Origin of the sequence: Bradyrhizobium sp. CCBAU 53421 (assembly GCF_015291625.1) — a bacterium.
In the GTDB taxonomy this organism is placed as follows: domain Bacteria; phylum Pseudomonadota; class Alphaproteobacteria; order Rhizobiales; family Xanthobacteraceae; genus Bradyrhizobium.
Map to the genome: position 1 here is coordinate 889,781 of NZ_CP030047.1, position 19,232 is coordinate 909,012.

At 63.4% G+C, this 19,232-nt stretch carries 15 protein-coding genes; 4 read left to right on the top strand and 11 right to left on the bottom strand.

Features of this window, described 5'->3' with window-relative positions:
- The first annotated feature begins 15 nt into the window (after positions 1–15).
- Entirely contained in the window at positions 16–1,245 is a 1,230-nt protein-coding gene (locus XH92_RS04040; protein WP_194461101.1) for a GNAT family N-acetyltransferase, read from the top strand.
- Here XH92_RS04040 and XH92_RS04045 read toward each other — a convergent pair.
- The 11 genes from XH92_RS04045 to XH92_RS04095 all read right to left on the bottom strand — a co-directional run bounded on the left by XH92_RS04045 (position 1,242) and on the right by XH92_RS04095 (position 13,789).
- The gene (locus XH92_RS04045; RefSeq protein ID WP_194458082.1) at positions 1,242–2,525 is read right to left on the bottom strand and encodes a glycerate kinase; all 1,284 of its coding nucleotides are present in this window, start codon (positions 2,523–2,525) and stop codon (positions 1,242–1,244) included. The genes XH92_RS04040 and XH92_RS04045 overlap by 4 nt on opposite strands.
- Before the next feature lie 21 nt (positions 2,526–2,546).
- A complete protein-coding gene (locus tag XH92_RS04050) occupies positions 2,547–3,782 on the bottom strand; it encodes an ABC transporter substrate-binding protein (RefSeq protein ID WP_194458083.1) in 1,236 nt (411 codons plus the stop codon).
- A 189-nt stretch (positions 3,783–3,971) separates the two neighbouring features.
- Positions 3,972–5,198, bottom strand: a complete 1,227-nt coding sequence (locus XH92_RS04055; protein ID WP_194458084.1) for an ABC transporter substrate-binding protein — start codon at positions 5,196–5,198, stop codon at positions 3,972–3,974.
- 159 nt (positions 5,199–5,357) lie between these two features.
- Positions 5,358–6,584 (bottom strand): ABC transporter substrate-binding protein, encoded by a 1,227-nt coding sequence (locus tag XH92_RS04060; protein ID WP_194458085.1) that lies wholly within the window; start codon positions 6,582–6,584, stop codon positions 5,358–5,360.
- Between the two features lie 241 nt (positions 6,585–6,825).
- A complete protein-coding gene (locus XH92_RS04065; RefSeq protein WP_194458086.1) occupies positions 6,826–8,052 on the bottom strand; it encodes an ABC transporter substrate-binding protein in 1,227 nt (408 codons plus the stop codon).
- Positions 8,053–8,169: 117 nt separating this feature from the next.
- Positions 8,170–9,399: an ABC transporter substrate-binding protein gene (locus tag XH92_RS04070; RefSeq protein WP_194458087.1), complete on the bottom strand. Its 1,230-nt coding sequence runs from the start codon at positions 9,397–9,399 to the stop codon at positions 8,170–8,172.
- Between the two features lie 29 nt (positions 9,400–9,428).
- Entirely contained in the window at positions 9,429–10,451 is a 1,023-nt protein-coding gene (locus XH92_RS04075) for a branched-chain amino acid ABC transporter permease (RefSeq protein ID WP_194458088.1), read from the bottom strand.
- A 2-nt stretch (positions 10,452–10,453) separates the two neighbouring features.
- Positions 10,454–11,332 carry a branched-chain amino acid ABC transporter permease gene (locus XH92_RS04080; RefSeq protein ID WP_194458089.1) on the bottom strand — a complete coding sequence of 293 codons (879 nt, stop codon included), beginning with the start codon at positions 11,330–11,332 and terminating at the stop codon, positions 10,454–10,456.
- A 13-nt stretch (positions 11,333–11,345) separates the two neighbouring features.
- The gene (locus tag XH92_RS04085; protein ID WP_194458090.1) at positions 11,346–12,059 is read right to left on the bottom strand and encodes an ABC transporter ATP-binding protein; all 714 of its coding nucleotides are present in this window, start codon (positions 12,057–12,059) and stop codon (positions 11,346–11,348) included.
- Positions 12,056–12,853, bottom strand: coding sequence for an ABC transporter ATP-binding protein (locus XH92_RS04090; protein WP_194458091.1), 798 nt, complete (start codon positions 12,851–12,853; stop codon positions 12,056–12,058). The genes XH92_RS04085 and XH92_RS04090 overlap by 4 nt, the downstream gene beginning before the upstream one ends.
- A gap of 69 nt (positions 12,854–12,922) precedes the next feature.
- The gene (locus tag XH92_RS04095; protein ID WP_076864184.1) at positions 12,923–13,789 is read right to left on the bottom strand and encodes an IclR family transcriptional regulator; all 867 of its coding nucleotides are present in this window, start codon (positions 13,787–13,789) and stop codon (positions 12,923–12,925) included.
- A gap of 170 nt (positions 13,790–13,959) precedes the next feature.
- Here XH92_RS04095 and XH92_RS04100 point away from each other — a divergent pair, with 170 nt between their 5' ends.
- The 3 genes from XH92_RS04100 to pimC all read left to right on the top strand — a co-directional run bounded on the left by XH92_RS04100 (position 13,960) and on the right by pimC (position 19,220).
- Positions 13,960–16,056: a 3-hydroxyacyl-CoA dehydrogenase NAD-binding domain-containing protein gene (locus XH92_RS04100; RefSeq protein WP_194458092.1), complete on the top strand. Its 2,097-nt coding sequence runs from the start codon at positions 13,960–13,962 to the stop codon at positions 16,054–16,056.
- A gap of 174 nt (positions 16,057–16,230) precedes the next feature.
- Positions 16,231–17,919 carry a dicarboxylate--CoA ligase PimA gene (gene pimA / locus XH92_RS04105; RefSeq protein WP_194458093.1) on the top strand — a complete coding sequence of 563 codons (1,689 nt, stop codon included), beginning with the start codon at positions 16,231–16,233 and terminating at the stop codon, positions 17,917–17,919.
- A 110-nt stretch (positions 17,920–18,029) separates the two neighbouring features.
- Positions 18,030–19,220: a pimeloyl-CoA dehydrogenase large subunit gene (gene pimC, locus XH92_RS04110; RefSeq protein ID WP_194458094.1), complete on the top strand. Its 1,191-nt coding sequence runs from the start codon at positions 18,030–18,032 to the stop codon at positions 19,218–19,220.
- Positions 19,221–19,232 lie beyond the last annotated feature (12 nt).

Sequence of the window (19,232 nt, forward strand, 5' to 3'; positions counted from 1 at the left end):
GCTGCAACAGTGCACTTGACGAGCCAAATCGGCGACCTCACGGGACGCGAGCCGATGCAATGTCGGCCGCATCTCCAAGTCATTGTGCGGAACGATTTGGAGCATTGTCCGCGCTGGCAGTTCGCCTTCGCGAGCGAGCGCAAGGATCATCGATACTATGAGTTGGTCGAGGATACCCTTCATCCCGAGTTCGATTACCGGTATTTCCTCATCAAGGATGCGGTTGACCAGGTTTGTGCTGTACAGCCATTCTTCCTAATGGACCTGGATGTGCTGGCCGGTGCGAGCCCGCGGTTTGGCGTACTCATCGACGCCATTCGCCGGATATGGCCAGGTTTGATGCGCGCCCGTGCGCTCATGGTGGGTTGCGTCGCCGGGGAAGGTCATCTTGACGGGAACGAGGCCTGCCATCGGGACTGCGCGGAACTGCTGGCCTCTACGATTGCAATACATGCTCGCAGGCTCGGTGCGCGGCTGATCGTGCTCAAGGAGTTTCCGGCGCGATACCGACCAATCCTCGACTGCCTGATCGCTCACGGCTTCACCCGCATCCCCAGCCTGCCCATGACCAGGCTTTGCATCGATTACGCCAGTTTCGATGACTATATGAATCATGCGCTCAACAGCGCAACCCGTAAGAAACTTCGCAAGAAGTTTGAGGCCACAGCGCGGGCCTCTCCATCCGTCGAGATGAACGTCGTCAACGACGCGACGCCGGTGATCGCGCAGATCTATCCATTGTATTTCCAAGTCTATCAGCGTTCGAAACTGCACTTCGAGAAGCTGACGGAACAATATTTCTGCGACTTGGGGCGGCGGATGGGGGACAAGGTCCGCTTCTTCCTCTGGCGTCAGAACGAGCGGATCGTCGCGTTTGCCGCATGCATGGTACACGGTGACGCGATTTATGCGGAGTACATAGGTCTCGACTACGATGTCGCCTTAGACCTGCACCTCTATCATTATGTGTTTCGCGACATGGTGAGCTGGGCAATCGCCAACGGGTACAAATGGTTTCGCAGCAGCGGGCTGAACTATGATCCAAAGCTGCACCTGAGGCACTTGCTTGATCCGATCGACTTATACGTTCGGCACACCTCCGCGCCAATCAACTCAGTGTTGAAGCGCATTTTGCCGGTGCTCGAGCCGACGCGATATGACGAGACGCTTGCGAAGTTTCGTAACTATCAGGAGCTTTGGGCGCAGCCCGAGACTGGCCTTGGGTCCGTCGAGGATACGGCCTAATCCACCAAAATCACCCGCACGTCGTTGACGTTGGTCAGCGTTGGGCCGGTCAGTAGCAAATCCCCGGTCTGCCCGAAGAACCCTGTGGCATCGTTGTTCTCGAGATAGGCCCTCGGATCGAGGCCGAGCGACTTCATCTTCGCGAAGGTCGCCTGATCGATCACGGCCCCGGCAGGGTCGGTCGCGCTGCCGGCGCCGCCATCGGCGCCGTCGGTGTCGGCGGCGAGCGCCGAGATGTCGGGCGTGTCCTTGAGCAGGTCGGCCAGCGCCAGCGCGTATTCCTGGTTGGGGCCGCCGCGGCCATTGCCGCGCACCGTCACTGTGAGTTCGCCGCCGGAGATGATCGCAACCCGCTTGCCCTCGCTGCGTGCCTTCAGCGCAAGCCGCGCATGCGCGGCCGCGACGTCGCGGGCCTCGCCTTCGAGATCGGCGCCGAGCGCGATGGTCTCGTAGCCGGCGTTCTGCGCGACCTTCGCCGCGGCGTCGATCGAGGCTTTCGGCTTCGCCAGCAGCTCGAACGTCGCGCGTGCAAAGGCCGGATCGCCCGGCTTGCAGCTCTCGTTCCTGGGATCGTCGAGCGCGCGGCGGACCGCGTCGTCGACGGAGAGATTGTATTTGGCGACCAGCGCGCGGGCATCCGCCAGCGTGGTCGGATCCGGCACCGTCGGCCCCGAGGCGATCGCCGAGGGATCGTCATGCGGCACGTCCGAGATCGCCAGCGTGACGATCTCGGCGGCGTGCTGGCCGGCGCGTGCCAGCCGTCCGCCCTTGATCCGCGACAGATGCTTGCGGACGATGTTCATCTCGCCGATCGGCGCGCCGGAGCGCAGCAGCGCGCGGTTGACCTGCTGCTTCTGGGCGAAGCTCACTCCCTCGACCGGGGCGATCCAGTTCGCCGAGCCGCCGCCGGTCAGCAGCACCAACAGCAGATCGTCGGGCGTGGCTTCCGCCGCCAGCCGCAGCGTATCGTCGGCCGCGCGCAGGCCGGCTTCATCGGGCACGGGGTGACCGGCCTCGACCACCTTGATGCGGCGGGTCGGCACGCCATGCCCGTGGCGGGTGGTGGCGATGCCGACCAGTCGTGACGGCTCGAGGCCGAGCGTGTCGAGATAGTGCCGCTCCGCCGCGGCCGCCATCGCGCCGGCGCCCTTGCCGGCGGCGAGGCAGATCACGCGACCCTTCGGCGCCGGCCGCAGCCGCGATGCCAGCACCACATCGGGATGCGCAGCCGCCACCGCGGCATCGAAGATCGAACGCAGGAAGGGACGACGGTCGGTCATGGCTGTGCTTTCGTTGTGCGGTCAGTTGCCGCCGACTTCGCCGCTGATGACGTCGCCGAACAATTGCCAGCGCTCGCCCTTGAACTGCATCAGCTGCAGTTGCTCGATCGGCTGGAAATCGTTCGGACCGGTCGACAGCGTCACGCCGGGCAGCAGGCCGCCCTGTGGAAACTGCTTCAGGCTCGCCGCCTGCTTCATCACGTTGGCGCGGGTGAGGTCGTCGCCGCAGCGGCGCAGCACCTCGACCATCGTGGTCGCCATGTTGTAGCCGGTCATCGCCGAGGCATCGACGCGGTTGGTGTCGGGCATGTATTTGGCGAGCAGCTCGTCGAACGCCTTCATGCCGGCGTCGTCCTTCCACTGCGGATCGCTGGCGTCCTTGGCGTAGGCCGCCGAGATCACGCCTTGCGCGTTGTCGAGGCCGGCCGGACGCATCACCGTCGCGGTGGAGGCCGAGACGTTGGAGACGATGGTCACCGGCTTCCAATTCATCTCGCCGAGCTTCTTGATCGCCTGGGCGCCGAATTTCGGCGTGGTGAAGAAGATGATGACGTCGGGATTGGAGGATTTCAGCCGCACCACATGGGAATCGATGGTGGGCTCGGCAACTTCATAGCTTTCCTTGGCGACGACGCGCGCGGGGTCGCTGGCGAAGCCGTCTTCCAGGCCCTTCAGGTAATCCTTGCCCATGTCGTCGTTCTGGTAGAGCACCGCGACCTTGGTTCCGGGCTTCTCCTTGAGCAGATATTTCGCGTAGATCCGCGACTCGCTCTGGTAGCTCGGCAGCCAGCCCATGGTCCATGGGAAGGCCTTCGGATCGTTCCACTTGGTGGCGCCGGTGGCGACGAACAGCTGCGGCACCTTCTTGGCGTTGAGATATTTCTGGATCGCGGTGTTGGAGGCGGTGCCGAGCGTGCCGAACAGGAACAGCACCTCGTCGCTCTCGACCAGCTTGCGGGCCTGCTCGACCGCCTTCGGCGGCGAATAGGCATCGTCGTAGGAGATGAAATTGATCTTGCGGCCGTTGATGCCGCCGTCGTCGTTGACCTTCTTGAACACCGCGGCCATCGCCTTGCCGACCACGCCATAGGCCGACGCCGGGCCGCTATAGGGCACGATGTTGCCGATCTTGATCTCGGTATCGGTCGCACCGGTGTCGTACTTCTTCTGTGCCCATGCGGCATGGCCGGTCGCGGCGGCGACGGCGAGGCCGAGCAGGGCGGTTGCGACACGGTGACGGCGGATCGGCTTCGGCATTTCCCGAAAACTCCTTGTTGTTGCCGGCGCACAAGGGCGCCAGGTTCTCTTCGGTTCTTGCCGGTTTCCTAGCGCATTGCCGGGCAAAGTGTAAGCAGGCATCGCCGGGGCCGGCCGGCCCATGGTGAACGAAAAGCCCCCTGCGACGGTATCGCAGGGGGCCATCGCCGGCCGGATACTTCTGTGAAATCAGCCGCCGACGTCGGCGCTGATGACGTCGCCGAACAGTTCCCATTTCTCGCCCTTGAACTTCATCAGCTGCAACTGGCTGATCGGGGCGAAATCGTTTGCCGCGGTGTTGATCTTGACGCCAGGCAGCAGCACCTCGGTACGGAAGTCCTTCAGGCTTGCGGCCTGCTTCATGATGTTCTCGCGGGTGAGGTTGTCGCCGCACTGCTTCAGCACCTGGACCAGCGTCTGTGCCACGCCGAAGCCGACCACGGTGCCGCCGTCGAGCTTGTCGCCCTCGGGGAAGTCCTTGGCCATGAAAGCGTAGAACTCCTTCATGCCGGGGTCATTGTCCCATTGCTTGTCGGAAGCGTCCTTCAGATAGGCGGCGGAGATGATGTCCTGCGCGTTCTCGAAGCCGGCCGGTTTGATCACGCTGCCGACCGAGGCCGACACGTTGTTGAGGAAGTGGGTCGGCTTCCAGCCGATCTCGGCGACCTTCTTGATCGCCTGGGCCGCGAATTTCGGCGTCGCGATGTCGATGAAGACGTCGGCGTTGCTGGCCTTCAGCTTGACGATGTTGCTGTCGATGGTCGGCTGGGACGTCTCGAAGCTTTCCTCGGCGACGATCATGCTGGCGGCCTTCTGGCCGAGACCGTCCTTCAGGCCCTTCAGGTAATCCTTGCCGTAATCGTCATTCTGGTAGAGCACGGCGATCTTGGCGTTCGGCATGTTCTTCAGGATGTACTTGGCGTAGATCTGGGTCTCGCTCTGGTAGTTCGGCTGCCAACCCATGGTCCAGGGAAAGTCCTTGGGGTCGTTCCACTTGGTGGCGCCGGTGGCGACGAATAGCTGCGGCACCTTCTTGGAGTTCATGTATTTCTGGATCGCCGAGTTCGACGGCGTGCCGAGCGAGTTGAAGATCAGCAGCACCTCGTCGCTTTCGACCAGCTTGCGGGCCTGCTCCACGGCCTTCGGCGGCGAGTAGGCGTCATCGTAGGAGATGAAGTTGATCTTGCGGCCGTTGATGCCGCCGGCGTCGTTGATCTTCTTGAAATAGGCGGCCTCGGTGCGGCCGATGATGCCGTAGGCGGAGGCGGGGCCGCTGTAGGGCATGATGTTGCCGATCTTGATCTCGGTGTCGCTGGCGCCGGTGTCGTATTTCTTCTGGGCGAGCGCAGCGCTGCCGGATGTCGCGACGAACGCGAACGCGGCCCCGAGGACAGCAAGTTTTGTAGTAGCGGACATCTATGTCTCTCTCCCTGTTGTTCAGACGAATGTGTCGCGGCCCCCTGTTTCGCGGGCTCTGTTGTTATGCGGTGAAATTATCACCTTAGGCGGGTCGCCTCAATGAAAAGCCCCTGCGACAACGCCGCAGGGGCCGCGTCTTTAGTCGACAATTCCGGCTTAACCGCCGACGTCGCCGCTCAAAACTTCACCAAAGCGATCCCAGGTCTCGCCCTTGAAGCGCATCAGTTGCAGTTGCGAAAGCGGCGCGAAGTCGGTCGCCGAGGTGTTGACCTTGACGCCCGGCAACAGGCCGCCGGGCTCATAGTCGCGAATGCTGGCCGCCTGCTTCATGATGTTCTCGCGGGTCAGATTGTCGCCGCAGGCCTTGAGCACATGCACGAGGCCCTGCGAGACGATGTAGGCGTACATCACGGAGGCGTCGGCCCGGTTCGCGTCCGGGTAATACTTATCGAGGAATTCGTTCCAGGCGATCATCGCCTTGTCGGTCTTCCACTGCGGATCGGTCGGATCCTTCAGGTATTGCGACGAGATGATGCCCTGGGCGGCCTCGAAGCCCGCCGGCTTGATCACGCTGCCGATCGAGGACGAGACGTTGTTGAGGAAGTGCAGCGGATGCCACTCGAGCTCGGCGTTCTTCTTGATCGCCTGCGCGGCGAATTTCGGCGTCGTGATGTTGAAGAACACGTCGGCGCCGGAGGCCTTGAGCCTGACGATATGGGAATCGATGGTCGGCTCCGTCACCTCGTAACTGTCCTCGGCGACGATCATCGACGCGGCCTTGCTGCCGAGCCCGTCCTTGAATCCCTTCAGATAGTCCTTGCCGTAATCGTCATTCTGGTAGAGCACCGCGATCTTGGCGTCCGGCTTGTTCTTCAGGATGTACTTCGCATAGATGATCGATTCGCTCTGGTAGTTGGGCTGCCAGCCCATCGTCCACGGAAATTCCTTCGGATCGTTCCACTTGGTGGCGCCGGTGGCGACGAACAGTTGCGGCACCTTCTTCTGGTTCATGTATTTCTGGATCGCCGAGTTCGGCGGCGTGCCGAGCGAATTGAAGATCATCAGCACCTCGTCGCTCTCGACGAGCTTGCGTGCCTGCTCGACGGTCTTGGGCGGCGTGTAGGCGTCGTCGTAGCTGATGAAGGTGATCTTGCGGCCGTTGATGCCGCCCTCGGCGTTGACCTTGCGGAAATAGGCTTCCTCGGTCTTGCCGATCACGCCATAGGCGGAGGCCGCTCCGCTGTAGGGCATGATGTTGCCGATCTTGATCTCGGTGTCGCTGGCGCCAGTGTCGTATTTCTTCTGCGCGAGCACGGCGCTGCAGGATGCGGAGACGAGCGCGAGCGCAGCGGCAAGTGCCGCCAGTCGTCGTGTTGCGGACATGCGGTTTCACTCCCTGATGGCAGATGATGCGTCGCGGCCCCCTGTTTCGAGGGCTCTTTGTTGTCAGTGGAAACTATCATTTTACCTGGGGCGTCTCAACGAAAAGCCCCCGTGGCGTGGCCGCGGAGGCTGCGTCTTTAGTCTCGCTCGCCGATCTGCCCGAGATAACCGCGGAGATTGCGGCAAGCTGAGGCGACGCCGTTGAGTTGAGCGCGCGGACGCCGAGGAGAATTCGCGAAGATCAGTTGCTCAGATTGCTCGAGATGATGTCGCCGAACAGCTCCCACTTCTCGCCCTTGAACCGCATCAGGCGCAATTGCTTGATCGGCGCGAAGTCGGTGGCCGAGGTATTGATGCTGATGCCTGGCAGCAGCGTGCCGGGGAGATAATCCTTCAGGCTGGCGGCCTGCTTCATGATGTTGGCGCGGGTGAGATCGTCGCCGCACATCTCGAGCACCTTCACCATGGTCTGTGCGGCGGCGTAGCCGTAGGAGGTGGCGCCATCGAGCTTGTTGGCGTCGGGATAATCCTTCTTGAGGAAGGCCAGGAATTTCTGCATGCCGGGATCCTGGTCCCATTGCGGATCGGCGCCGTCCTTGAGATAGGACGCCGACAGGATGCCCTGCGAGTTTTCGAAGCCGGCCGGCTGCATGACGCCGCCGACCGAGGCCGAGACATTGGCGACGATCTGCATTGGCGTCCAGGCGATCTCGGCGGCCTTCTTGATCGCCTGCGCCGCGAATTTCGGTGACGTGATGCTGATGAAGGTGTCGGCGCCGGCGGCCTTCAGCTTGACGATGTGACTGTCGATCGCGGGCTCCGATGTCTCGTAGGCTTCCTCGGCGACGATCATCGAGGCCTTGTCACCGAAGGCATCCTTCAGGCCCTTGAGGTAGTCCTTGCCGAAATCGTCGTTCTGGTAGAGCACGGCAACCTTGGCGTCGGGCTTGTGCTTCATGATGTATTTTGCGTAGACCCGCGCCTCGTCCTGGTAGGACGGCTGCCAGCCCATGGTCCACGGATAGTTCTTGGGGTCGTTCCACTTGGAGCCGCCCGAACCGACGAACAGCTGCGGCACCTGCTTCTCGTTCATGTACTTCCGGATCGAAGCGTTGGTTGCGGTGCCGATCGAGCCGAACACCAGCAGCACCTCGTCGTCCTCGACCAGCTTGCGGGTTTGCTCCACCGTCTTGGCCGGCGAGTAGCTGTCGTCATAGGAGATGAACGTGATCTTGCGGCCGTGGATGCCGCCGGCCTCGTTGATCATCTTGAAGTAGGCCGCCTCGGTCCTGCCGATCACGCCATAGGCTGAGGCGGGGCCGCTGTAGGGCGCGGTGTTGCCGATCCTGATCTCGGTGTCGCTGGCCCCGGTGTCGTAGGTCTTCTGCGCCAGCGCGACATTGCAGCTCGTCAGGATCAGAGCGAATGCGGACAACAGCGCCGTCAGGGACGGACGTGCGGCAGTCATGGTTTCCCCACCTCGGATCTTAGTTTCGCGTATTCAATACCATCGGTGCGGGGCGTCAACAAAAAGCCCCCGCGACAGATATCGCGGAGGCTGTTGTTTTATTCCCGCAGTGCAACGTCACTCTGAGGGGACATCGCCGGAAATGATGTCACCGAACAGTTCCCACTTCTGACCCTTGAAGCGCTGCATCTGCAGCTGGGCGATCGGGGCGAAGTCGGTGGCGGAGGTGTTGATCTTGACGCCGGGCAGCAGGGTGTCGGGCGTGAAGTCCTTCAGGCTCGCCGCCTGTTTCATGACGTTGGCGCGGGTCAGATCGTCGCCGCACATTTCCAGCACCTTGGCGAGCGTCTGCGCGGCACCATAGCCGTAGACGTAGCCGCCGTCGGTCTTGTCGGCGCCCGGCATGTACTTGTCGAGAAACTCTGCCCACTTCTTCATGTTCGGATCGTTGGCCCACTGCGGATCGGCACCGTCCTTGGCATAGGCTGCCGACAGCACGCCCTGCGCGTTGTCGAAGCCGGCCGGCTGCATCACGCTGCCGACCGAGGCCGACACGTTGGTGATGATCTGCAGCGGCTTCCAGCCGAGCTCGGCGGTCTTCTTGATGGTCTGCGCGCCGAACTTCGGCGTGGTGTAGATCAGCAGCACGTCCGGATTGGCGGCCTTGATCTTGACGATGTGGCTGTCGATCGACGGCTCGGAGATCTCGTAGCTCTCCTCCATGATGATGCTGGAGGCCGCCTTGGCGCCGAAACCGTCCCTGGTGCCCTTGAGGTAGTCTTTGCCGAAGTCGTCGTTCTGATAGAGGATCGCGACCTTGGCGTCGGGCTTCTCCTTCATCAGCCACTTGGCGTAGATCTGCGCTTCGCTCTGGTAGCTCGGCTGCCAGCCCATGGTCCACGGGAAGTTCTTCGGATCGTTCCACTTGGTGGCGCCGGTGGCGACGAACAGCTGCGGGATCTTCTTGGAATTCAGGTACTTCTGGATCGCGGTGTTGGACGGCGTGCCGAGCGGGTTGAACACCAGCAGCACCTCATCGCTCTCGACCAGCTTGCGCACCTGCTCGACTGCCTTCGGCGGCGAATAGGCGTCGTCATAGCTGACGAAATTGACCTTGCGGCCGTTGATGCCGCCGCGGTCGTTGATCATCTTGAAATAGGCTTCCTCGGTCTTGCCGATCACGCCGTAGGCGGAGGCTGGTCCCGAATAGGGGATGATGTTGCCGACCTTGATCTCGGTATCGCTTGCGCCGGTGTCGTATTTCTTTTGGGCGAATGCGGCAGTGGACGTCGCGGCAACAGCTGCGATCGCCGCGGAAATCGCGGCGATCCGAACGGTAGAAAGCATAATGTCTCCTGGTTTGGTTCTAAAGATTCTTAGTTCTTCTTGAGCTTTGCGGCCAGTTGCTGGGCAACGATCGCGACCTGTCTGGCGCCGTGCGGCACGAGGAAGATGACGAGGAACAGCAGCACGCCGAACACCGCGCCCGACAAGCCCTTAGAGATGCCTTCGGCGATGTTCGGCACGAAGATGATGAAGGCGCTTCCTACGATCGAGCCGGGCAGCCAGCCGACGCCGCCGACCACCATGCCGAGGAACAGCGAGATCGCGAGCTGGATGGTGTAGCCATCGGGGGCCACGAACTGCACCGCGATGGCGCCGAGACCGCCGGCAACACCGGTGATGCCGGCCGAGACGCCGAACGCCAGCGTCTTGTACAGCGCGACGTCGACGCCCATCGCGGAGGCCGCGATCTCGTTGTCGCGGATCGCCATGAAGGCGCGGCCGGAGCGCGAGCGCAGCAGGTTCACCGAGGCGACGTAGATCGCGATCGTGACCACCAGGGTGAAGTAATACAGCCACATGTCCTGCGACAGCGGCAGGCCGAACGGCGCATCCGGCTTGGTGACCACGAGGCCCTGCACGCCGCCGGTCCAGTGCTCGAAATAGCCGAGCTTGAGCAGCTGCGGCATGGCTGTGGCGAGCGCGAAGGTCGCGAGCGCCAGGTAGACGCCGGACAGCCGCAGCGCCGGCTGGCCGAACAGGAAGCCGAAGCCGAAGCAGATGATGCCGGCGATCGGCAGCGTGAGGGCATAGTTCATGCCCGCATGCTCCATCAGGATCGCCGACGTATAGGCGCCGACGGCGTAGAACGCGCTCTGGCCGAGCGAGAACTGGCCGCTTCCGCCGGTCAGGATGTTGAGCGCCAGCACCGCAAGCCCGTAGATCAGAAGCATCGTCATCTGGAAGATGATGAAGTTCTTCACGAACAGCGGGATCAGGATCAGCGCGGCGAGCACCACGAGCGAGGTGCCGTAACCCAGCGTCATCGCGCGCTTCGGCACGGCCTCGACGGCCTGGCCTTCGGTGACGACTTCGACTTCTTCAGCGGCGCTCATGATCAAACTCGCTTCACGATGGCGCGGCCGAACAGGCCTGCCGGTTTAACGACCAGGACGACGATGATCAGCGCAAGCGCGATCGGAAGCTTCAGCTCATTGCCGACGCCGGGGATGTAGGTGCCGACGAGGTTCTCGAAGATGCCGACCAGGAAGCCGCCCATCACGGCGCCGAACGGCGAGCTCAGGCCGCCGAGCACGGCCGCGGCAAATCCGTAGATCAGCACGCCGAGCATCATGTTCGGCTCGAGGAACACCACCGGGGCGATCATCATGCCGGCGATCGAGCCGATCGCGGACGCCATGCCCCAGCCCAGCGCGATCATCCACGAGGTGTTGATGCCGACCAGGCGGGCCGATTCAGGCAGCGAGGCGGCCGCCCGCATCGCAAGGCCGACCCGGGTGAAGCGGAAGAAGAAGAACAGCAAGAGCAGCATCAACAGCGTGATGCCGATCATGCCGGCCTGGTGGGTCGAGATCAGCTGGCTGCCCAGGAACGGCGAGGAACCGAACGGCGTCGGATACTGCTTGATGGTGAAGTCCCAGATCAGGCCGGCGACCGAGTTGATGATCGCATAGAGCGCGATGAAGCCGGCGACGTTGGTCAGGATCGGCGCCTTGGCCAGCGGCTTGAACAGCAGCCGCTCGATGACGATGCCGGCGCCGAACGAAAAGGCGACGGTGAGCACGAAGGCGCCCCAATACGGCACGCCCCATTGCATCAGCTGCCAGGACACGAAGGTCGAGAACATCGCCATTTCGCCCTGGGCGAAATTCAGATGGTCGATGGCCTGGTAGATCATCACGACCGCGAGCGCCATGCAGGCGTAGATCGCGCCCGTGGCGATGCCGGCCAGGACCTGGTTGGCAAAAAGCTCCATTGTGCCAGCTCCCTCAGTAGCCGAGATAGGATTTGCGGACGTCTTCGTTGTTCGCGATGTCCTTGGCATTGCCCGACATCACGATCCGTCCGGTTTCGATCACATAGGCCTGGTCGGCGAGCTCGAGCGCCAGCTGCGCGTTCTGCTCGACCACCAGGATGGTCACCTTTTCCTCGCGATTGATCTTGCCGAGGATGCGGAACAGGTCGCGCACGATCAGCGGCGCGAGGCCGAATGACGGCTCGTCGAGCAGCATCAGGCGCGGCCGCAGCATCAGGGCGCGCGCCACCGCGAGCATCTGCTGCTCGCCGCCCGACAGGGTGCCGGCCTGCTGGGTGTAGCGCTGCTTCAGCACCGGGAAATGTTCGTACATCCGCTCGATGTCGGAGCCGATGGCGCCCTTGTCGGAGCGGCTGATGGCGCCGAGCTGCAGATTCTCCTCCACCGTCATGTTGGTGAAGGTGCCGCGGCCCTGCGGCACATGGGCGATGCCGAGGCGGACCACGTTCTCGGTGGAACGGGTGCCGATCGGCTTGCCGTCGAATTCGATGGCGCCGGTCGAACGCACCATGTTGCAGATCGCCCGCAGCGTGGTGGTCTTGCCGGCGCCGTTGGCGCCGAGCAGGGTGGTCAACGAGCCCTCGTTGAGCGAAAAGTTGAGGCCGTGCAGGGCCTGGACCTGGCCGTAATAGGCGCGCAGGTCCTTGACGTTCAGCATCGCTGTCATTGGTCCTTGCTCCCCAGATAGGCCTTGATGACGTCGGGGTCGGCCTGGACCTGGGCCGGCGTGCCTTCGGCCAGCTTGCGGCCGAAATTGAGCGCGACGACGTGGTCGGCGATCGACATCACGAGACCCATGTGATGCTCGACCAGCAGCACCGTAATTCTACGGTCATCGCGGATTTTGCGGATCAGATCGCCGAGCACGTAGACTTCCTCGTGATTGAGGCCGCCGGCCGGCTCGTCGAGCAGCAGGATCTTCGGATCTGCGGCCAGAGCGCGCGCCAGCTCGACGCGCTTCTGGGTGCCGAACGGAAGTCCCGAAACCACGGTGTGGGCGACGTCCTCGAGATCGAGATAGCCGAGGATGTCGTGCACCTTCTTGTTCATGTCGCTCTCGCCGCGGCGGACCCAGGCAAGACGAAGCGAGTCGCTGACGATGTCGCTCGAGGTGCGCGCATGGGCGCCGACGCGGACATTGTCGATCACGGACAGATTGGGGAACAGCGCGACGTTCTGGAAGGTGCGGCCGATGCCGATCTCGGCGATCCGGTGCGGCGGCCGCGACAGGATGCTCTTGCCTTCCATCAGGATGTCGCCGGACGAAGGCTGGTAGAGCCGCGACAGGCAGTTGAACAGCGTCGTCTTGCCGGCGCCGTTCGGTCCGATCAGGCCGAGGATCTGCCCATGGCGCATGTCGAACGACACGCCATTCAGTGCGATGATGCCGCCGAACACGACGCTGACGTCGCGAACCGCGAGCAAGGGATCATTCCCCTGCGCGAGCTGTGCCTGCGTCATCTCGTCTCGCCCGCCGTCTTCGAGCGGTGCGAGCGGCCCTGCGATGCGTTTCGCTGGACGTGATGGAGGCTATCTGATCCCCTCGGCCAAACGTGCAACTTTCCCTCCTACTCTGGTCTTTTTGCGTTCTTCTTTTTTGGATTGCGGCGCCATTCCACCGAGCGCCTGCTCGATGTTCCTTACCATCGCGACAAGACGAGGTCCAATGTCGTTGAGCAATCTATCTTCCGTGAAGCGGAATGCCGGCGCGCCGCAATTGAAGGCGTAAGGACCGGTTCCGTCGTTCAGTCTCAAAGCAACGCCGACGGCGGCGACGTCGTCCTGCCAGTCGCCGGTAGACATGGTGAAGCCGTGCTTCGCCACCGTCTCGCCGGAGCGCTCGATGCCGTCGCGCATCTTGGCCCAGCGGCTGCCATAGTGATCCCGCAGCTCGCGTAATAGAGCCGCACGCTCTTCGGGTGGCAATGCCCAAATATAGGCACGTCCCATCGCGGTGGTTGCGATCGGCACCCGCGAGCCGACGTCGAGCTGCACGCCGAGCGCCAGGCCGTTCCGGCTCTGGCCGAAATAGATCATGCTGTGACGGTCGCGGCCGCCGACCGCGACCGCGCCGCCGGTCGCGCGCATCACTTCTTCTCGATACGGTTCGGACAAATGCCGAACGCCGAGATTGGCGAGCGCGGCATAGCCGAGCGCCATCGCCGACGGCGCCAGCTGATACTTCTCGAATTTCGGTACAGGTGTAAGGTATCCCAGCTTGGTCAGCGTGTAGGTCAGCCGGGAAATGGTTGGCTTCGGTAATTTGGTGCGGGCGGCAATCTCCTGATTGCCGAGCAGCCCGTCATTGGGTTGAAATGCGCGCAGGACGTCCAGTCCGCGGGAAAGCGCGACGACGAAATTGCGATCGGTCGCTACCTTCTTGCTGGCGCGCTTCATTCCCTCACCTTGTCATGCTCGTTGACAAGGCTCGTGCTTCAAAATAACCCTCCGTGTCAAGATGTGGAATTAAATTTCGCAGTGCGAAATTGGTCTAATCCTGGCGGCTCGACGCAAGTCGTGCAGCTACTCAACGCAAGTTCAAGAACAAGCATCCAGGGAGAGTCCCGGTGAGTGAAGTCGTCAAGCTCGAACGTCATGACAACATTGCCGTCGTCACGGTTAACAGTCCGCCCGTGAACGCGCTGAGCGCTGCCGTGCGCGGCGGCATCTTCGATTGCGTCAAGAGCGCGATCGATGATGCGCAGGTCCAGGGCATCGTGCTGACCTGCGCCGGCCGCACCTTCATCGCCGGCGCCGACATCACCGAATTCGGCAAGCCGCCGAAGCCGCCTGGCCTCGCCGAGGTGCTGAGCCTGATGGAAAGTTCGCCGAAGCCGATCGTTGCCGCGATCCACGGCACCGCGCTCGGCGGCGGCCTCGAGGTCGCGCTGGCCTGCCACTATCGCGTCGCCACCAAGGACGCCAAGCTCGGCCTGCCCGAGGTGAAGCTCGGCCTGCTGCCGGGCGCCGGCGGCACCCAGCGCCTGCCGCGTGCGGTCGGTCCCGAGCTGGCGGTCAAGATGATCGTCGGCGGCGATCCGATCGGCGCCGACGCCGCGCTGAAGGCCGGCCTGATCGACGAGATCGTCGAGGGCCCGGCGTCGGGCGGTGAGGCATTTGCGCGCAAGGTGGTCGCCGAGAAGCGTCCGCTGCGCAAGCTGCGCGATGACGATAGCAAGCTCGCCGCGGCCAAGGCCGACCGTTCGATCTTCACCAATGCGGTCGCTGCGCTGACCAAGAAGTCGCGCGGTCTCGAGGCGCCGTTCGCCGCCGCCGATGCCGTCGGCGCCGCGATCGACCTGCCGTTCGACGAAGGCCTGAAGAAGGAGCGCGAGGGCTTCCTCAAGCTGATGAACGGCGACCAGTCGAAGGCGCAGCGCTACGCGTTCTTCGCCGAGCGCGAAGCCGCCAAGATCTCCGGCGTCCCCGAGGGCACCAAGGGCCGCAACGTGGCGCGCGTCGCGATCCTCGGCGCCGGCACAATGGGCGGCGGCATCGCGATGTCGTTCGCCAATGCCGGCATCCCGGTCACCCTGGTCGAGACCGGCGAGGAGCAGCTCAAGCGCGGCCTGGGCATCATGCAGAAGAACTACGAGGCGACCGCCGCGCGCGGCGGCATCCCGGCGGACGCGCCCGCCAAGCGCATGGCGCTGATCAACGGCGTCGTCGGCATCGAGAACGTCGGCGACGCCGATCTCGTGATCGAGGCGGTGTTCGAGACCATGGCGGTCAAGAAGGAAGTGTTCGGCAAGCTCGATCAGTACGCCAAGCCGGGCGCAGTGCTGGCCTCCAACACCTCCTACCTCAACATCGACGAGATCGCGCAGTCGACCAAGCGTCCGCAGGACGTGCTCGGCATGCATTTCTTCTCGCCGGCCAACGTCATGAAGCTGTGCGAGATCGTGCGCGCCGACAAGACCGCGCCCGACGCGCTGGTGACTGCGGTGTCGATCGCCCGCAAAATTGCCAAAGTGCCGGCTGTGGTCGGCGTCTGCGACGGCTTCGTCGGCAACCGCATGCTGGCGCAGCGCGGCAAGCAGTCCGAGAAGCTGTTGTTCGAAGGCGCATTGCCGCAGCAGGTCGACGCTGTGGTCACCAAGTTCGGCATGCCGATGGGCCCGTTCGCGATGGGCGATCTCGCCGGTCTCGATATCGGCTGGCGCTCGCGCAAGGACCGCGGCATCAAGTCGGAGATCGCGGACGCGCTGTGCGAAGCCGGCCGTTTCGGCCAGAAGACCGGCAAGGGTTACTACAAGTATGAGCAGGGCTCGCGCGCGGCGCTGCCCGATCCGGAGGTCGAGAAGCTGATCGACGAGACGCTGGCGCGCCTCGGCCGCAAGAAGCGCGTCGTCAGCGACGACGAGATCCTCGAGCGGATGATGTACCCGATGATCAACGAGGGCGCGAAGATCCTCGCCGAGGGCATCGCGGCGCGTCCGTCTGACATCGACGTGGTCTGGCTCTATGGCTATGGCTGGCCGATCTATCGCGGCGGCCCGATGTTCTGGGCCGACACCGTCGGCCTCAAGCATATCGCTGACCGTCTGGCCTTCTACGCCAAGGAGACCAACGATCCCTCGCTCGAGCCGGCGCCGCTGCTGAAGAAGCTCGCCGACGAAGGCAAGACCTTCGCCTCGCTCGCCGCAGCGTCGAAGGCGGCGTGATCTTTCGGCGATACAAAGGCGGTGACAGGGTTCCCTCTCCCCTTGTGGGAGAGGGTTAGGGAGAGGGGTGGCCGCATCGGGACCGCCCGAGTGGACCCCCTTCCCCAACCCCTCCCCACAAGGGGGAGGGGAGCCCTCGCGCCGGTGCTCACCTAACGGCAGTCAGATGTATCAATGACCTATCCCGGCGAACAATATTATCCCAAGGGCGTGCAGTGGAGTGACGAGATCACGCGCGGCACGCTGCCGGACCTGCTCTCGAATGCCGCCGCCGAGTTCGGCGCGCGTCCGGTGCTCGAATTCCGCGACCGGCAGATCAGCTACAGCGAGCTCGAGGCCCTGGTCGAGACCGCGGCCACCGCCTTCATGCGGGCCGGTTACGGCAAGGGCACTTCGGTCGCGCTGTTTCTCGGCAACTCGCCTGACCACCCGATCAACTTCTTCGGCGCGCTGAAGGCTGGAGCCCGTGTCGTGCACCTGTCGCCGCTCGACGGCGAGATCGCGCTGTCGCACAAGCTGTCCGATTCAGGCGCGCGCGTGCTGGTCACCAGCAACCTGTCGGCGCTGCTGCCGACCGCGCTAAAATTCCTCGCCAAGGGTCTGCTCGACCGTCTGATCGTTTGCGAGGATGACAATTGGGGCAAGGTCGGCACACAGCAGACCGCACTGCCTGACAATCCCGCGATCATCACCCACCGGCAGTTCATCGACGGCGCAGTCAAGCCGTCGCAATGGCCCGCGGTCGACGTCGAGGACGTCGCGCTGCTGCAATATACCGGCGGCACCACCGGCCTGCCCAAGGGCGCCATGCTGAGCCACGGCAATCTCACCGCGGCGGTCTCGATCTACGACGTCTGGGGCAAGCCGGGACGGCTCGAGCGCAACGCGATCGAGCGCGTGATCTGCGTGCTGCCGCTGTTTCACATCTACGCGCTGACCGTCGTGCTGCTGTCGGTGATCCGGCGCGGCCATCTGATCTCGCTGCACCAGCGCTTCGACGTCGAGGCCGTGATGCGCGACATCGAGGTCAAGCGCGCGACGGTGTTTCCCGGCGTGCCGACGATGTGGATCGCGATCGCCTCGCTGCCCGACCTCGACAAGCGCGATCTCTCCTCGCTGGTGGTCGCCGGCTCCGGCGGCGCGCCGCTGCCGGTCGAGGTCGCCAAGATCTTCGAGCGCCGCGTCGGCATGAAGCTGAAGAGCGGCTGGGGCATGACCGAGACCTGCTCGCCCGGCACCGGCCATCCGAAGGAAGGGCCGGAAAAGCCGGGCTCGATCGGGCTGATGCTGCCCGGTATCGAGATGGACGTGGTGTCGCTGGAGGATTCCACCAAGGTGATGCCGGTCGGCGAGGTCGGCGAGATCCGCATCCGCGGCCCGAACGTCACCAAGGGCTACTGGAACAGGCCGGCGGAGACCGCGGAGGCCTTCGTCGGCGACCGCTTCCTGACCGGCGACATCGGCTACATGGACGCCGACGGCTATTTCTATCTGGTCGACCGCAAGAAGGACATGATCATCTCCGGCGGCTTCAACGTCTATCCGCAGATGATCGAGCAGGCGATCTACACCCATCCTGCCGTGCAGGAAGTGATCGTGATCGGTATCCCCGACGACTACCGCGGCGAGGCGGCAAAGGCTTTCATCAAGCTGCGCGACGGCGAGAAGGAGTTCTCGATCAACGAGCTGCGCGCCTTCCTCACCGGCAAGGTCGGCAAGCATGAATTGCCGGCCGCGGTCGAGTTCGTCGCCGAACTGCCGCGCACTCCGGTCGGCAAGCTGTCCCGTCACGAATTGCGGCAGCAGCAGCCGAAGACGTCTCAACCCCATCAGCAACAGACCCCATCAGGATCCCGTTCATGATGGACGATATGGTGCAATGAATCCGTCGTCCCGGCTCCAGTGCGCAATCGCGCACAAGGCCGGGACGACATCGAGAGTGACGAAGCATTGAACTTTAAACGGAGGATCCGATGGATCTCGCTTTCACCAAGGAAGAGATAGCGTTTCGCGAGGAGGTACGGGAGTTCTTCAAGAACAACGTGCCGCCGGATACACGGCGCAAGCTGCAGGAAGGCCGCCATCTGTCGAAGGACGAGATGGTCACCTGGTGGCGCATCCTCAACAAGAAGGGCTGGGGCGTCACCCATTGGCCGAAGGAATATGGCGGCACCGGCTGGACCACCGTGCAGCACTACATCTTCAACGAGGAGCTGCAGTCCTATCCCGCGCCGCAGCCGCTCGCCTTCGGCGTCAGCATGGTCGGCCCGGTCATCTACACCTTCGGCAACGAGAAGCAGAAGAAGGAATACCTGCCGCGCATCGCCAATGTCGACGACTGGTGGTGCCAGGGCTTCTCGGAGCCGGGTTCGGGCTCGGACCTCGCGTCGCTGAAGACCAAGGCCGAGCGCCGCGGCGACAAGTGGATCATCAACGGTCAGAAGACCTGGACCACGCTCGCCCAGCACGCCGACATGATCTTCTGCCTGTGCCGCACCGATCCGGCCGCCAAGAAGCAGATGGGCATCTCCTTCATCGTGTTCAGCATGAAGTCGAAGGGCGTCACCGTGCGCCCGATCCAGACCATCGACGGCGGCCACGAGGTCAACGAAGTGTTCTTCGACGACGTCGAGGTGCCCTACGAGAACCTGATCGGCGAAGAGAACAAGGGCTGGGATTACGCCAAATTCCTGCTCGGCAATGAGCGCACCGGCATCGCCCGGGTCGGCGTGTCGAAGGAGCGGCTGCGTCGCATCCGCGCGCTGGCCTCCAAGGTCGAGTCCGGCGGCCGCCCGGTGATCGAGGATCCGGCATTCCGCGAGAAGCTCACGGCCTGCGAGATCGAGCTGAAGGCGCTCGAGCTGACCCAGCTCCGCGTCGTCGCCGACGAGGGCAAGCACGGCAAGGGCAAGCCCAATCCGGCTTCCTCGGTGCTCAAGATCAAGGGCTCGGAAATCCAGCAGACCACCACCGAGCTGCTGATGGAGATCATCGGACCGTTCGCCGCGCCCTACGACGAGCATGGCGATGCCGGCTCGAACGAGAGCATGGACTGGACCGCGCAGATCGCGCCGAGCTACTTCAACAACCGCAAGGTTTCGATCTACGGCGGCTCCAACGAGATCCAGCGCAACATCATCAGCAAGGCGGTGCTGGGGCTGTAAGCCACAAGTTCG

Bases quoted from the DNA above. Each gene is read 5' to 3' on its own strand.
- XH92_RS04050 (WP_194458083.1), bottom strand. From the start codon at position 3,782: ATGCCGAAGCCGATCCGCCGTCACCGTGTCGCAACCGCCCTGCTCGGC.
- XH92_RS04045 (WP_194458082.1), bottom strand. From the start codon at position 2,525: ATGACCGACCGTCGTCCCTTCCTGCGTTCGATCTTCGATGCCGCGGTG.
- pimA (WP_194458093.1), top strand. From the start codon at position 16,231: ATGACCTATCCCGGCGAACAATATTATCCCAAGGGCGTGCAGTGGAGT.
- XH92_RS04095 (WP_076864184.1), bottom strand. From the start codon at position 13,789: ATGAAGCGCGCCAGCAAGAAGGTAGCGACCGATCGCAATTTCGTCGTC.
- XH92_RS04085 (WP_194458090.1), bottom strand. From the start codon at position 12,059: ATGACAGCGATGCTGAACGTCAAGGACCTGCGCGCCTATTACGGCCAG.
- pimC (WP_194458094.1), top strand. From the start codon at position 18,030: ATGGATCTCGCTTTCACCAAGGAAGAGATAGCGTTTCGCGAGGAGGTA.
- XH92_RS04090 (WP_194458091.1), bottom strand. From the start codon at position 12,853: ATGACGCAGGCACAGCTCGCGCAGGGGAATGATCCCTTGCTCGCGGTT.
- XH92_RS04065 (WP_194458086.1), bottom strand. From the start codon at position 8,052: ATGACTGCCGCACGTCCGTCCCTGACGGCGCTGTTGTCCGCATTCGCT.
- XH92_RS04060 (WP_194458085.1), bottom strand. From the start codon at position 6,584: ATGTCCGCAACACGACGACTGGCGGCACTTGCCGCTGCGCTCGCGCTC.
- XH92_RS04080 (WP_194458089.1), bottom strand. From the start codon at position 11,332: ATGGAGCTTTTTGCCAACCAGGTCCTGGCCGGCATCGCCACGGGCGCG.
- XH92_RS04055 (WP_194458084.1), bottom strand. From the start codon at position 5,198: ATGTCCGCTACTACAAAACTTGCTGTCCTCGGGGCCGCGTTCGCGTTC.
- XH92_RS04070 (WP_194458087.1), bottom strand. From the start codon at position 9,399: ATGCTTTCTACCGTTCGGATCGCCGCGATTTCCGCGGCGATCGCAGCT.
- XH92_RS04075 (WP_194458088.1), bottom strand. From the start codon at position 10,451: ATGAGCGCCGCTGAAGAAGTCGAAGTCGTCACCGAAGGCCAGGCCGTC.